General features: G+C 71.3%; 11 protein-coding genes and 1 pseudogene. 3 read left to right on the plus strand and 9 right to left on the minus strand.

Annotated features, from left to right (window positions below; genetic code table 11):
- The first annotated feature begins 403 nt into the window (after positions 1 to 403).
- Entirely contained in the window at positions 404 to 886 is a 483-nt protein-coding gene (locus AC067Z_RS16340) for a lamin tail domain-containing protein (RefSeq protein WP_478790170.1), read from the plus strand.
- 130 nt (positions 887 to 1,016) lie between these two features.
- On the opposite strand, the gene AC067Z_RS16345 is transcribed toward AC067Z_RS16340, so the two are convergent.
- The 8 genes from AC067Z_RS16345 to AC067Z_RS16380 all read right to left on the minus strand — a co-directional run bounded on the left by AC067Z_RS16345 (position 1,017) and on the right by AC067Z_RS16380 (position 10,926).
- The gene (locus tag AC067Z_RS16345) at positions 1,017 to 2,018 is read right to left on the minus strand and encodes a proline racemase family protein (protein WP_478790171.1); all 1,002 of its coding nucleotides are present in this window, start codon (positions 2,016 to 2,018) and stop codon (positions 1,017 to 1,019) included.
- On the minus strand, positions 2,018 to 2,953 hold the full coding sequence (locus AC067Z_RS16350; protein WP_478790195.1) for a dihydrodipicolinate synthase family protein: 936 nt from the start codon (positions 2,951 to 2,953) through the stop codon (positions 2,018 to 2,020). Before AC067Z_RS16350 ends, AC067Z_RS16345 begins: the two co-directional genes overlap by 1 nt.
- A 45-nt stretch (positions 2,954 to 2,998) precedes the next feature.
- Complete coding sequence (locus AC067Z_RS16355) at positions 2,999 to 4,510, minus strand: FAD-dependent oxidoreductase (RefSeq protein WP_478790172.1); 1,512 nt, start codon at positions 4,508 to 4,510, stop codon at positions 2,999 to 3,001.
- Positions 4,507 to 4,860 carry a (2Fe-2S)-binding protein gene (locus tag AC067Z_RS16360; RefSeq protein ID WP_478790173.1) on the minus strand — a complete coding sequence of 118 codons (354 nt, stop codon included), beginning with the start codon at positions 4,858 to 4,860 and terminating at the stop codon, positions 4,507 to 4,509. Before AC067Z_RS16360 ends, AC067Z_RS16355 begins: the two co-directional genes overlap by 4 nt.
- On the minus strand, positions 4,857 to 6,101 hold the full coding sequence (locus AC067Z_RS16365; RefSeq protein WP_478790174.1) for an NAD(P)/FAD-dependent oxidoreductase: 1,245 nt from the start codon (positions 6,099 to 6,101) through the stop codon (positions 4,857 to 4,859). Before AC067Z_RS16365 ends, AC067Z_RS16360 begins: the two co-directional genes overlap by 4 nt.
- 110 nt (positions 6,102 to 6,211) lie before the next feature.
- Positions 6,212 to 6,808 (minus strand): helix-turn-helix domain-containing protein, encoded by a 597-nt coding sequence (locus AC067Z_RS16370; protein WP_478790175.1) that lies wholly within the window; start codon positions 6,806 to 6,808, stop codon positions 6,212 to 6,214.
- Positions 6,809 to 7,037: 229 nt separating this feature from the next.
- Positions 7,038 to 9,710, minus strand: a complete 2,673-nt coding sequence (locus AC067Z_RS16375) for a SpoIIE family protein phosphatase (protein WP_478790176.1) — start codon at positions 9,708 to 9,710, stop codon at positions 7,038 to 7,040.
- Between the two features lie 325 nt (positions 9,711 to 10,035).
- Positions 10,036 to 10,926 (minus strand): S1 family peptidase, encoded by an 891-nt coding sequence (locus tag AC067Z_RS16380; protein ID WP_478790177.1) that lies wholly within the window; start codon positions 10,924 to 10,926, stop codon positions 10,036 to 10,038.
- Positions 10,927 to 11,749: 823 nt separating this feature from the next.
- Between AC067Z_RS16380 and AC067Z_RS16385 the strand changes: the two genes are divergently transcribed.
- Both AC067Z_RS16385 and AC067Z_RS16390 read left to right on the plus strand, forming a co-directional pair.
- On the plus strand, positions 11,750 to 12,238 hold the full coding sequence (locus tag AC067Z_RS16385) for a hypothetical protein (RefSeq protein ID WP_478790178.1): 489 nt from the start codon (positions 11,750 to 11,752) through the stop codon (positions 12,236 to 12,238).
- 40 nt (positions 12,239 to 12,278) lie between these two features.
- Complete coding sequence (locus AC067Z_RS16390) at positions 12,279 to 12,974, plus strand: class F sortase (RefSeq protein ID WP_478790179.1); 696 nt, start codon at positions 12,279 to 12,281, stop codon at positions 12,972 to 12,974.
- 35 nt (positions 12,975 to 13,009) lie between these two features.
- On the opposite strand, the pseudogene AC067Z_RS16395 reads toward AC067Z_RS16390, so the two are convergent.
- Positions 13,010 to 13,248, minus strand: a pseudogene (locus tag AC067Z_RS16395) (hypothetical protein); the annotation flags it as partial.

The following is a 13,248-nucleotide window of genomic DNA, read 5'->3' on the forward strand; positions in this document are numbered from 1 at the left end:
GACGCGTTGACGCCTCGTTGTGTCGTCCCTGTGTGCGAGGTCGTGCCAGTTGTACGAAGAAACGTGCGGAACAGCCGTTACGAAGTCAGCGTCCGCCATCCGGCTGACGTGGCGGGTGGCGGAACCGTTCGCGCGCCCGGCTGTGCAAGCGGTTGCTGTTGATCACTGAAGGGGTGGGTGCATCTGTCAGGAGATGACAGGGTCACGCCCGCTGCGGGTGCGTGGCCCTTGCAGTTGACAGTTACGGAAATGTCCGCAAATGGCAACCGGCGTCGTTCAACCTGTCGCGGGCTTCACCGAAGCTCCACAGTTGGCGTCCTCGGCCCACGACGGGTCGGGACCCGCACCGCCTCCACCAGCATGTACCAACTGGTGGGGCACCGTTCTTGAGGGGACATCACCTATGTCTGCTTCTTCGACCGCCCGCCGCATCGCCGCGACCGTTCTCGCGGCGGGAGCCGTCGTCTCTGCTGCCGCCCTGCCGGCCTCCGCGCACGACGGAGACCGCGGCCGGCACCACCACGAGCAGTCCCGTGTGGTGATCAGCGACGTCCAGGCGAACAGTCCCGGACGCGACAACGGCTCCAACCGTTCTCTGAACAGCGAGTGGGTCGAGGTCACCAACAACAGCCGCCGCTCGGTGAATCTGGACGGCTGGACGCTGCGCAACAGCGACGGCGACCGCTACCGCTTCGACGACGTCCGCCTCGCCGGCCGCGCAACGGTCCGCATCCACACCGGCAACGGCCGTGACTCCCGCACGGACCTGTTCCAGGACCGCCGCAACTACGTGTGGGACAACGGCTCCGACAAGGCGACCCTGCGCGACGACCGCGGTGCGACCGTCGACACCGAGTCCTGGGGCCGTCACCACCACCGCCGCTAGTTGAACCGGCTGGTCACGGGACGGTCTGCCCGCCGAAAAGACTCGTCCCGCTGAACCACGAACCGTCCGTGTGCGCCGGGCAGCCTGAGCTGCCCGGCGCACACGGTTGTCCGGCCCTCCGGCCGCGGCGTCACAGGACGAAACCGTGCGGGAACGGGTCGGTGGGGTCGAGCAGGTAGCTCGCCGTTCCCGTGATCCATGCGCGGCCGGAGATCTCGGGTACGACCGCGGGCAGTCCGCCCACCTCCGTCGTGCCGACCAGGCGACCGGTGAACGTGGTGCCGATGAACGACTCGTTGACGAAGTCGGTGTCCAGTGGCAGCTCTCCTCGCGCGTGCAACTGCGCCATCCGGGCCGAAGTGCCCGTGCCGCAGGGCGAGCGGTCGAACCAGCCCGGGTGGATGGCCATCGCGTTGCGCGAGTGCTTGCCGTCGGATCCCGGCGCCAGGAACTGCACATGCTTGCAGCCGCCGATGAGCGGATCCACCGGGTGCACCGGCCGTGCCTGCTCGTTCACCGCCTCCATGATCGACAGACCGGCTGCGAGGATGTCGTCCTTGCGTGCCCGGTCGAACGGGAGCCCGAGCCGGTCCAGTTCGACGACGGCGTAGAAGTTTCCGCCGTACGCCATGTCGTAGGGGACGAGGCCGAGACCCGGGACGTCGACAACCGCGTTCAGTTCGGTGACGAACGAGTCGACGTTGCGCAGAGTGACCCGTTCGGCCACACCGTCGCGGACGGCGACGCGGGCCTCGACCAGTCCGGCGGGTGTGTCGAGGCGTACGACGGTCTCCGGTTCGGTCACCGTGACCATGCCCGTCTCGACCAGGACCGTCGCGACGCCTATGGTGCCGTGTCCGCACATCGGCAGGAAGCCGCTGACCTCGATGTAGAGCACGCCCCAGTCGGCGTCCGGCCGGGTCGGCGGCTGGAGGATCGCGCCACTCATCGCTCCGTGTCCGCGCGGCTCGTCGACCAGGAAACGGCGCAGCGTATCGAGGTGCTCGACCGCGTAGCGGCGGCGCTCGGCCATTGTCGTGCCGGGGACCGGCCCCACACCGCCGGTCACCACCCGGGTGGGCATGCCTTCGGTGTGGGAGTCGACGGCGCTGATCGTACGGACCGAGCGCATCAGGCGGACCTCTTCTCGAGCGATGCGATCGCACGGGCCATGTCGGCGGTGACCTGGTCGCGTTGGGCCGGCGACAGGGGACCGCGTGGCGGGCGGCAGGGGCCTCCGAACCTGCCCACCTGTTCCATGCCGAACTTGATCGCCTGGACGAACTCGGTGCGGCTGTCCCAGCGGAACGCGGCGACGAGCGGCTCGTAGAGTGCCCTTGCCTCCTCCAGTTTGCCCGTGGTGGCCAGTTCGAACAGCAGTGCCGACTCCGCGGGGAAGACGTTCGGGAAGCCGGCGAACCAACCGGTGGCGCCCATCAGCAGGCTCTCCAGTACGACGTCGTCGGCGCCGCTGATCACCTCGAGACCGGGCGCCGTCTCCTTGATCTCCAGCACGCGCCGTACGTCGCCGGAGAACTCCTTCACCGCGACGACGTTGTCGATCTGCGCGATCTCGGCGAGCAGCCCCGGGGTCAGGTCGACCTTGGTGTCGAGGGGGTTGTTGTAGACCATCACCGGCAGGCCGACGGATGCCACGGCCTCGAAGTGCGCGATCACCTCACCCGGGTTCGCGCGGTACATCGTCGGCGGAAGGCACAGCACACCGTCCGCTCCGTCCTCGGCCGCGACCTCCGCCCAGTGCCTGGCCTGGTGCGAACCTGCACCGTGCACCCCGACGACGACCGTGCCGGAACCGTCGACGGCTTCGATCGCGGTACGCGCCACATCGCGGCGTTCCCGGTCGGTCAGGGACGAGTACTCGCCCAGGGACCCGTTGGGGCCCACGCCGTGGCAGCCGTTGTCGACCAGCCACCTGCAGTGTGCGGCGTAGCGGTCGAGGTCCACGGCCAGACCGGCCGGCGCGGACGGGTTCTCGGAGTAGGGCAGCGCGGTGGCCACGACGACGCCTGTGAGGGGGTTGGGTCCGGGACGGGTGTCGCTCACGATTCGGCCTCCTGGGTGCGGGTGTGCGGGGACGTGCAGGGGCTGGTCTCAGGGGGTGGGGTCGGGGGACTCCGGGGGGTGGGGGAGACGCATCGGCTCGGGGGCGGCGGCCAGTTCGCCGAGCCGGATGGGCTGGGCGATCGGCCGGTGGTGCGGGCTCATGGGGGGCAGCCCGTCGACGCGGCCGTCGTCGGGCAACCCGTCGAGCGGGCCCGCTGCGGGGGCGCCGCGGAGCCGGTTGGTGAGTTCGGCGACCGTAGGGCCGCAGATCCGGCCCTGGCACGGGCCGAGACCGGCGCGCGTCTCCAGCTTGGCCGCCCGGCCGCCGGAGCCCGCTGCGTCGGTGGCCGCCCGGCACAGGGAGGCGTAGTCGCTCTCCTCGCAGCGGCAGACCACCGTCTCCGGGCGGAGCCAGCCGGGCCACGCGGCGCCGATGGGGTGGGCGGCGGCCAGCCGTGCGGCGAAGGCCCGACCGCGGTCCCGTCGCCGGCGCAGACCGCCGAGGCCCGCCGCGGCCCGATCTCCGCCCGCCGCGAACCACCCCGCGAGCGCGCCTTCGGCACGCGCGGCCGGGGCGCCGGCGACACCGGTGATCTCACCGGCTGCGTACACCTCCGGGCGGCTGGTGCGCTGTTGGCCGTCGACGCCGACGAACTCGCCTCCGTACACCCGACGCAGTGCGCACCCGGCCGCCACCGCCAGTTCCAACCGGGGGCTGAAACCGTGCGTGACACACAGGGCGTCCACCGATGTGGTCCGTTTGCTGCCGGGCACCACCGACCAGTCCGGGCGCAGACGCGCGGTGACCACCTCCTCCACCCGGCCATCGCCCCGGGCCTCGACCACGGCACGGCCGATCCGGTACGGAACGCGGTGACGTGCCAGGGCCCCGGCGTACGCGGCGAGTTCGCCCGCCTTTCCGGCGACCTCCCACGGGCGCCGCGACCAGCCCCGGGCCACGGTGGCGGCGCCGTTGGCCTCGAGGACCCCCAGCACCCGGGACCCCGCCTCCAGCAGTGACGCCGTCACGGGGAGGAGGAACGGACCGGTACCGGCCACGATCACGCGGTCGCCGACGACGATGCGTTCCCCCTTGGCCAGTGCCTGGGCGGCGCCGGCGGTGTACACGCCGGGCAACTCCCAGCCCGGGAACGGCAGTACCCGGTCATGGGCGCCGGCGGCGAGCACGACCGCGTCAGGGGCGAGGACATGGCGTGGGCGGCCGGTTCCGTCGACGGGACCCTGCAGGAGGTGCACCCGGGGGGCGTCCGGCTCACCGGAGGCCGGTTGCTCCAGCGCCCACACCACGGTCTCGGGCCACCAGGTGCAGCGCGGGTGGTCGAGCACCTGCCTGCGCCGGCGTTCGAAGGCGGGCCAGTCCTGCTGCAGCCGCTCCGGGCGGGCGGCACCGCATTCCTCGGGAAGAGTGCGGTGATACTGGCCACCGGGCTGCTCCTCGGCGTCGACCAGCGTCACCTCGGCGCCAGCTCCCAGCGCGGCGTAAGCCGCGGCGAGACCTGCCGGCCCGGCACCGATGACGGCGACATGACGGTGTGTCACACGTCCTCCGCGGTGGAAGCACCGGACTCACCGGGAGCAGGGCACTCTTCCACGGCACGGGACTGTGTGGTCACGACATCGCCGTCCCGGACGCGTCGACGACAGGCGCGCACATCGTGCTCCGCGTTCACGGTCACCAGGCAGTCGAAGCAGACGCCGATCCCGCAGAACACCCCCCGGGGCGCTCCGGACGGCCCACGGCGCCATGCCTGCCGACCGGAGGCGAGCAGCACACCCGCAATGGTCTGGCCGTGTGCACCGTCCAGTGGTTCGCCGTCCACCGTGATCCGCAGCGGGCGATCACGCCGCCCGACCGCGTCGGTCCCGGCCGGCACTCGTCGGGGGCTCATCCCTTCTCCTCCTCGTCCTCGCCGTTCTTCCTGTCCCTCTCGGCCTCCACCCCTGCGTGGGCCGACGCACCGAGCACGGCCGAGCGGTCCACCCGGAACGGATGCGCATCGATCTCGGGCGGCTCGCCGAGCATCAGATTCCGCATGAGCAGCGCGGTGCCGAGCGACAGTCCGATACCGGCGCCCTCGTGACCCGTGGCGTGCCAGAGGCCGTCCAGCCGGGGGTCGGGTCCGATCACCGGCACATGGTCGTCCACGTACGGGCGGAAGCCGCCGTAGGCGCGCATGACGGCAGCATCGGCCAGGCAGGGGAAGAGCCGCAGGGCCTTCGCGGCGATCGCCGCCAGCACATGCGGCCGCAGCCGGTCGTCGAAACCGACCCGGCGGCGCGAGGAGCCCAGGAGCACGCTGCCGGCGCGGGTGGACTCGACGACCGCCGAGGTCTGCAGGTCCTCCGCGCTGCTGCCCACCGCGGCGACGTAGTCGGCGTCGTACACCTTGTGGAAGATCGTCTGTGGCATGGGGGCGGTGACGAGGATGTCACCGCGGCGGGGCCGGACGGCGATCGGTGCGCCGAGCCGGGCGCCGAGGTCACCGGCCCACGGGCCGGCGGCGTTGACGAACACGTCCGCCTCGACGAGACCGGTGTTCGTGCGTACGGCGGTGAGCCGGCCGCCCCGGGTGACGGCCGACAGCGCCTCGCATCCGCTCCGCAGGGATGCTCCGGCCGCGAGCGCGTCGGTCAGCAGGGCGACGGCTGCCCCGGCGGGCTGCACCTGGGCGTCCTCGGGATAGTGCAGGGCGGCAGTGTGGTCACGGGTGAGGTGGGGTTCGGCCTCGGCGAGCGCCACGGGGTCGAGGACCTCGGCGCGTACGCCGGCCGCGCGCTGGGCGCGGGCGAAGGCGGTGAGTGCGTCCGCCCCCGCTTCGGTGGTCGCCACGACGATGCCGCCCTTGGGTTCCCACTCCGCCGCGGTCGCCGCCCGGGCGCCGCGGTCGGAGCGTTCGGCTACAGCGGCCAGGGTCTCCGGCCAGAGCCTGCGGGAGAGTTGAGCGAGCCGGAGTTCCGGCCCGGGTCCCTTGTCGGAGACCAGGACGTTCCCCTCCCCGTGCGAGGTGGTCGCACCGGCCGGAGCGCCGCGGTCCACGACCGTGACGCGGAATCCCGAGAGGGCAAGTTCGCGGGCGCAGGCGGCACCGACGATCCCCGCGCCGAACACGGCAACGCGCGTTCCGTTCAATGCCCCTCCGCTCGTTCGCTATAACGAACGAGTGGAGGCTATGACCGTGCCCGGGCCGTGTCAACGGTCCTGGCAGGGCGCCACCCGCCCGGCGTCGGGGAGCCGGGGAATCAGGGCGCCGAGTGCGGCGTGCCCTCGTCACCGCGCTGCCCTGCCCGGTACTGCAGGAGCAGCACGGACCGCACGGGGCCGTCCGCGGCCAGGTAGGAGTGGGGGAGGGACGCGTCGAAGCCCACGTAGTCGCCCGGCCCCAGTTCGATCTCGTGGCCGTCCACGGTCACCTCCAGCCGGCCCGACTGCACCACCGTGTGCTCGGTGCCCGTGTGGCCCAGCGACCGCTGGCGATGCCCGGCACGGAACTGCTGGTCGTAGACCTCGAACGTGGTGTTGTCGCTCTTGATGCGGCGCAGTGCGCGCAGGTCGACACCCTCGCCGCTGAGGGGCTCGACCTCGTCGGACCGCACGACGGTGAGACCGCCGGGCGGACGGGTGTCGAGCAGGTCCGATACCGGGATCTCCAGGACGCGGGACAGGCTGAAGACGGTCTCGATCGTCGGATTGCCGTTGCCCGACTCCAGTTGGGACAGAGTCGCCTTGCCGATACCGGAACGTCTGGAGAGTTCGGAGATGGACAGCCCGTGGAGTGTTCTGGCCCGCTTGAGGTTGGCGGCCAGCATCTCCTGGATCGACCCGGTCCGGTCGCTCACGACGTTCCCTCCCACATCTCGTTCTGTATACCGAACGATCGGTGTTCGGTGGACCGACCATAGTCGACCGTGCACACGACCGACTCACGGATGCGTCCACCGGCTTCATCCCGAGCGTGGTCCGGTTGGCTCGAACCGGCGACGTCCCGACGCCCGACGCTCAACGGCTCGGCGCGCACGCTTCGGCACGATCAGATGGGTCACGGTCACACGACCAGATGGGTCACGATCAGTTGGGTACGGGACCCGTGGTTGCGCCCGGTACTGAGGGGCCGGTCTCCGTGGGGGACTGTTCGGTCCAGATCACTTTCCCCCGGGGGGTGTAACGGGTTCCCCACCGCGAGGCGAGCTGTGCCACGAGGAACAGTCCGCGTCCGCCTTCGTCCGTCGCGGCCGCCCGCCGCAGGTGCGGGGACGTGCTGCTTCCGTCGGACACCTCGCAGACCAGACTGCGGTCCTCGTACAGCAGCCGTACGTGGATCGGGTCGCTGCCGTACCGGATCGCGTTGGTGATCAGTTCGCTCAGGATCAGCTCGGTGGTGAACCCGAGATCCTCCAGGCCCCACGCGTCGAGCCGGCGGGTGCAGGCATTGCGGACGGGCGCGACGGCCGCGGGGTCGCGCGGGACTTCCCAGGTCGCGATGCGGGCGGGGTCCAGCCGGCGGGTGCCGGCGACCAGAAGCGCGATGTCGTCCCGGCGGGTGGGGGGCAGCAGCTCCGCGAACACTGCTTCGCAGATGTCCTGCGGTGACCGGTCGGCGTTCTCGGCCAGGACTGCGCGCAGGGCCCGCAGGCCGGTGTCGATGTCGCGGCCACGGTGCTCGACCAGACCGTCGGTGTACAGGACGAGCCGGCTGCCCTCCGGCAGCAGCAGTTCCGTGGATTCGACGGGCAGGCCGCCCAGTCCCAATGGAGGGGAAACGGGTACGTCGGCGAACTCCACCGTCCCGTCGGGCCGTACCAGTGCAGGCGCCGGGTGTCCCGCCGTCGCGATGCTGCATCGGCCGGAGGCCGGATCGTAGACCGCGTACAGACAGGTGGCGCCGGTTGTCGCCTCCTCTCCGCCCGGCTCGTCCTGGTCGAGGCGGCTGACGAGTTCGTCGAGCCGCGTCAGCAGTTCGTCGGGAGGCAGGTCGAGGGTGGTGAACGTGTGCACGGCGGTCCGCAGCCTGCCCATGGTCGCCGCGGCGTGCAGCCCGTGGCCGACCACGTCGCCGACGACGAGCGCCACCCGGGCGCCGGGCAGCGGAATGACGTCGAACCAGTCACCGCCCACCCGGGCCTGGGCCGGCAGGTACCGGTAGGCGATGTCGAGGGCGTTCTGGCTCGGCAGGACATGAGGGAGCAGGCTGCGCTGGAGGGTCTCCGCCATGGCGTGCTCGCGGGTGTAGCGGCGGGCGTTGTCGACCGCCACAGCGGCGCGGGCGGCCAGCTCCTCGGCGAACGACAGGTCCTCCTCCCCGAAGGGTTCGGCCCGCTGTGCACGCCAGAAGTTGACCAGGCCCAGCACCACACCGCCGGCCTGCAGCGGGGCGGTGATCAAGGAGTGGACACCGTAGGCGAGGGCGGCGTCCGCGCCCTGCGGATCCTGGTCGCGCCAGCCGTCGGCCACGTACAGATCGCTCTCGAGGACGGCGTGCCCGTCCTCCATGGCCGCGGCCATCGGCGTGGCATGGGCGACGAAGCGGATCGGGTCGCCCACCGGCTGGAACGGGTGGTCAGGTCGAATGCCGCTGAGCGCGGCGCGGCGCATCGTGGTGGGCGCGACGCCGGGCGCATCACCGTGCAACACGGAATCGGGCAGCTCGACGGTGACGAAGTCGGCGAACCGTGGCACTGCCACACGCGACAGCTCTTCCGCCGTCTGCACCACGTCCAGGGTCGTCCCCATCCGCACCCCCGCCTCGTAGAGGATCCGCAGGCGCTCCCGGGCCACCTCGACCGAGCCGGCCATGGCCCGCAGCTCGGTGGTGTCGCGCAACGTGGCGACGTTGCCGGCCCTGCCGCCGTACGGGGCCGTCGGCCGCGTGCTCACGGCCAGCAGCCGGTCACCGGCGAGATGCACCTCGTCCGTCACCGAACGGCCGGAGACCAGGAGCTCGATGATGCCCGCGTCGAGCTCCAGCGCGGCGACATGTCGCCCGTCCGCGTCCGCCGGCAGGTCCAGGAGCCGGCGCGCCTCGTCGTTGGCCAGCATCAGCCGGCCGTCGCCGCCGACGATGAGCACGCCCTCGCGCACGGCGTGCAGAACCGCGTCGTGGTGCTCGTACATCCGGGTCATCTCGGCGGGGCCGATGCCGTGGGTCTGGCGCCGCAGACGGCGGCTGACCAGCGCGGCGCTGACCGTGGCGAGGGCGAGCGCGGCGCCTGCCGAGCCCAGGAGCACCGGAAGCTGCCGGTCCACCGCGTTGCCCACGGTTTCGATCTGCACGCCTGCGCCGACCAGGCCGATGACCGACCCGTCGACACCGAAGACGGGCACGATCGCCCTGGCCGCGTCGCTCGGTGCCCCTTCGAAGATCTCCGTGAACTTCTCCCCGGTCGCGGCCCGGCCCACGCCCTCGCTGACCTTGCCGACGAGGCGGGCGTCCGTGTCTGCGTACCGGGTGCCGTCCCTCGCCATGACGGTCACGAAGTCGACTCCGGTCTCCTCACCGACGCCCCTCATGAGGGGCTGGAGCAGCGCGGTCGGGTCGGGGGACAGCAGCGCGGCCACGATGCCCGGGGCGCGGGCGAAGGAGGCCGCAGCGGCCAGCGACCGGTTCTTCGCGTCCTGCTCGCTGTCGTGCCGCGCCTGCAGGACGAGCGCGACCAGAGCGGCCGCGATCAGCACCACCGCGACGATGACCTGGAGGAACAGGACCTGCCCGGCGACAGTGTGGGGTCCGAGTGAGGACCACACACGGTGCCACCTCGCCCGTCGCGGCCCCGGCTGCCGGTGCCCGGTCACGGCCGACCGCCCCCGGTGCACTCGCACCGGACGGGCCTGCCGTCGAGCAGGGAGGAGGCGGCGCGACGGCACCGCCTGGACAGCCCGATCATCTCCCCTTTCTAACACTTGCTGGCCATTTGGGTCCGAGCAGTGGACGACGGTGCCCGGCTGTCGTGTGCCATGACGGTGTGCGACGACGACGCCCGCTCCGGGTGCCGGACCGGTTCCCACCGGCCCGGCACCCGTCACGACGGCAGCGCGTCACGCCGCCGATGCGCCGGGCACGCCGCTACGGTCAGCGGCCGAGCTTCTTCTTGATCCGCTTGCCCTCGGGGGACTCGTCGAGGGTCTTCCACAGCTTGGCCGAGCTGGTGGAGGTGTAGACGCCGGGGGCGCCCTGCTCGCCGCAGCCGTCGCCGTACGACACGATGCCGATCTGGTACGTGCGGCCGGACACCTTGCGGAACAGCGGGCCGCCGCTGTCGCCCTGGCAGGAGTCCTTGCCCTCTACGCCCGCGCAGACGTTGACGGCCTTGTCGTAGCCCGGGTACGTCGCCGTGCACTCAGGGTGCGAGAGCAGCGGCACGTTCACACCGCGCAGCCGGTCGGGGAAGCTGGGCAGCTCGGTGTCCGTGTTGCCCCAGCCGATGACCTTGGCCTGCGCGCCGGGGCGCAGCAGGGCGTCGGTGCCGGGCGTCGGCAGCTTGACGGAGGCGATGCCGGTGACCGGCTTGGCCAGCTCGAGGAGGGCCAGGTCGTATGCCTCGTCCCCCTTGAAGTAGCGGGGGTGCGACACGATGCCGGTCACGTTGCGCAGTTGGCCCTGCTTCTTGTCGGACAGCACGGTGCGTCCGACGGTGACCTCGATCTCCTTCGCCTTGGTGCCTGTCACACAGTGGGCGGCGGTCATGACGATGCCGGGGCTGATCAGGCTGGCGCCGCAGAACTGGCGCTTCGTCGGGCTGCCGGAGCCCTTGGTCAGCAGGGCCGCCATCCAGGGGTGGGCGGAGTCGGACTGCTCCACACCGCCGATGATCCTGATGCTGGGCTTGGACCGTTCGTCGGTCGGCGACGCCTGGGCCGCGGCCGTGGCAGCGGCCGTGACTACGAGTGCCAGCGCCGCACTCGACGCCAGTCCGGCGGAGGCTATCCGGCGGGCGTGGCGACGGGGCAGGAAGTCTCTCATGGGGGGTTGTTCTCCATTTCCGGGTCGGTTGCCAAAGGGCCGGGCTGATACGGTCGTTGGCCCTTCGGCACGTGCCGTGATCTCAGACCGTGGAAATGCCGCCGAGGTTCACTCGGCGGCGGGAATTCCCCGGCCGACGTGACCCCAGCCGCGCTCGGGGCCGGTTGCGGCGACGCAGATCCACTCAACAGGCCCTGGTGATTGATGATTTGACGGCCGGCTCTTCGTCAACCGGCCCGTACCGGATGCCTTGATGCACGCCGTGAACCGGGGCGCACCGCATCGGCAACAGGGGCTGGGCGGACCGGATTTCACTTGGGCGAGGTGGTTGTCGAAGGGCGCCGTGACGCCCGTTGCGCCGTACGTGGTGTGGCCGTCAGCGGGTGGCGGGCGGTGCTCCTCGTGTCCACGAGGACGCCGGTGCCCGATCGGCAGCCCGGGGCCCTGTCCAGCAGGCCGATCGCCCTGCCGGTTCCACGTCCGTCGAAGGTCCGGCTGCTCGCGCCGGCGCGTCAGGTCATCGCCGCGCACGCGCTAACTGCGATTGCCGCGGCCCGACCGCGCTGGTGAGCGCGAACAGTGCCGTGCCCCGGGGCGGGAGTGCGTTTCGCCACCCGATCGCCACATGCCTCCGACATTCCGCCTTCGGGCCTAGCGCAGGTGGTGCGACCTGCGGGAATTCCCCGAAGTTCGTCCCGACGCGCGCGGACCGGTTCGCTGCGGACCGGCCGGTCGGACGGGATGAGCTGCTTGTCTTGGCACCGGAGCGCGGCCCCCTCGTCGGGACGACTTGTCCTGCCCCGCGCAGTTGAAAGGTGGTGAAATGCGCAACGCACGAATGCTCGCCTGCAGCGCCTTGACCCTATGTGCCCTCGGTCTCCCGGTGGCCGCAGCGAGTGCCGACGAGTCGGACGTCAGCATCAGCCCGCAGAGGGTCTTCCCTGGCTCGAGCGTCTCGGTCAGCACGGAGATCTGCGGGCCGGACGCCACGTACGCCAAGGGGCAGGCAGAGGTCGGCGGCCAGATCAACCTGACCGACGATCAGCTCGACGGTGCACTGGCCGGCGAATTCACCGTCCCGGACACGGCCGAGGACGGCGTGTACAGCATCACCGTCAAGTGCCCCCCGAACGTTCGTGTCGACACCACCTTCGAGGTCGTCAGCCGCCCCAAGGGTGCGGTGAGCGGTGGATTCGGTGGCGCAGGTGGGGTGAACGGCACTCAGGTCGCGGTCGGCTCCCTGCTGATCGCCGGTGCGGTGGCCGGCGGCGTGGCGACGGTGCGGCGCCGCTCCGTCACTGGCGCCGCCTGACCGGGCCGCCTCACCGGTCGGAGATACAGCCCGGACCACCATGGGAAACACACAGCCCGCCCCCTTCATGTCGACGAAGACCCTCGTCGTCGCCATGATCATCGGCATCATTCTGCTCAACAACGGCCTGCGCGGTGAGGCGGCTCCACAGCCCTCCGCCGCGCAGGCCCTTGCCGCGCCCAGCCCGCTGTCCTCGGCCACGCCCGGCGGCGCTCCGGAGCCGGGCACGGTTCGGCAGACCGCCGAGCCCGTGCCGTCGAACGGCCGGTCCGGCTCGCGGCGCCTCACCGCCCCGGTCAGGCTGCGCATCCCCGCCATCGGTGTGGACGCCCCGATGATGAGGCTCGGGTTGGATGCCGACGGCGCGCTCGAAGTACCGCCGCCCGACCGGCCGAACCTCGCCGGCTGGTACGCCGACGGTCCCGCGCCGGGAGAACCCGGTACGGCCGTCGTCGCCGGCCATGTCGACACCCCCACCGGCCGGGCCGTTTTCCACCCTCTCGGTGCCGTCGCCAAGGGCAGCACCGTCGAGATCACCCGCCGTGACGGACGGACCGCGACGTTTGTCGTCCATGCCGTCGAGGTGTATTCCAAGAGCGAGTTTCCGAGCCGGAAGGTCTACGGCAGTTCCGCCGACCCACAACTGCGGATCATCACGTGCGGCGGCGGCTACAGCGAGGACACCGGTTATCTCGGCAACGTCGTCGTCTATGCACACCTGAGCGGCCTGACCTAGGCCCGGACATGGCCTAGATGATCGATTCCAAGGGGTCAGTGGTCATATGCGGTCAGTGAGCGCAGGACGGGCTGTCCTGTGTGGTCGGTGTGCCAGATCGCGGCGGTCTTTGCGAGGCAGTTCGTGTTCGAAGCCCCGGCCGTAGTAGTTCTTGTCGCCGATCAGCGTCTGGCCGGGCAGGTCGGCGGCCAGGCCGGGTTCGGCAGCGAGGAGGTCCAGCAGGGTCTCGCGCTCGTCGGCCTTGGCGCCGGTCAGGGCGAAGGCGACTGGCAGG

It is taken from the genome of Streptomyces sp. NPDC043812, from assembly GCF_056436245.1.

Coding starts and splice junctions, on each gene's coding strand:
- AC067Z_RS16345 (WP_478790171.1), bottom strand. CDS start 2,018: ATGCGCTCGGTCCGTACGATCAGCGCCGTCGACTCCCACACCGAAGGC.
- AC067Z_RS16385 (WP_478790178.1), top strand. CDS start 11,750: ATGCGCAACGCACGAATGCTCGCCTGCAGCGCCTTGACCCTATGTGCC.
- AC067Z_RS16390 (WP_478790179.1), top strand. CDS start 12,279: ATGGGAAACACACAGCCCGCCCCCTTCATGTCGACGAAGACCCTCGTC.
- AC067Z_RS16360 (WP_478790173.1), bottom strand. CDS start 4,860: ATGAGCCCCCGACGAGTGCCGGCCGGGACCGACGCGGTCGGGCGGCGT.
- AC067Z_RS16340 (WP_478790170.1), top strand. CDS start 404: ATGTCTGCTTCTTCGACCGCCCGCCGCATCGCCGCGACCGTTCTCGCG.
- AC067Z_RS16380 (WP_478790177.1), bottom strand. CDS start 10,926: ATGAGAGACTTCCTGCCCCGTCGCCACGCCCGCCGGATAGCCTCCGCC.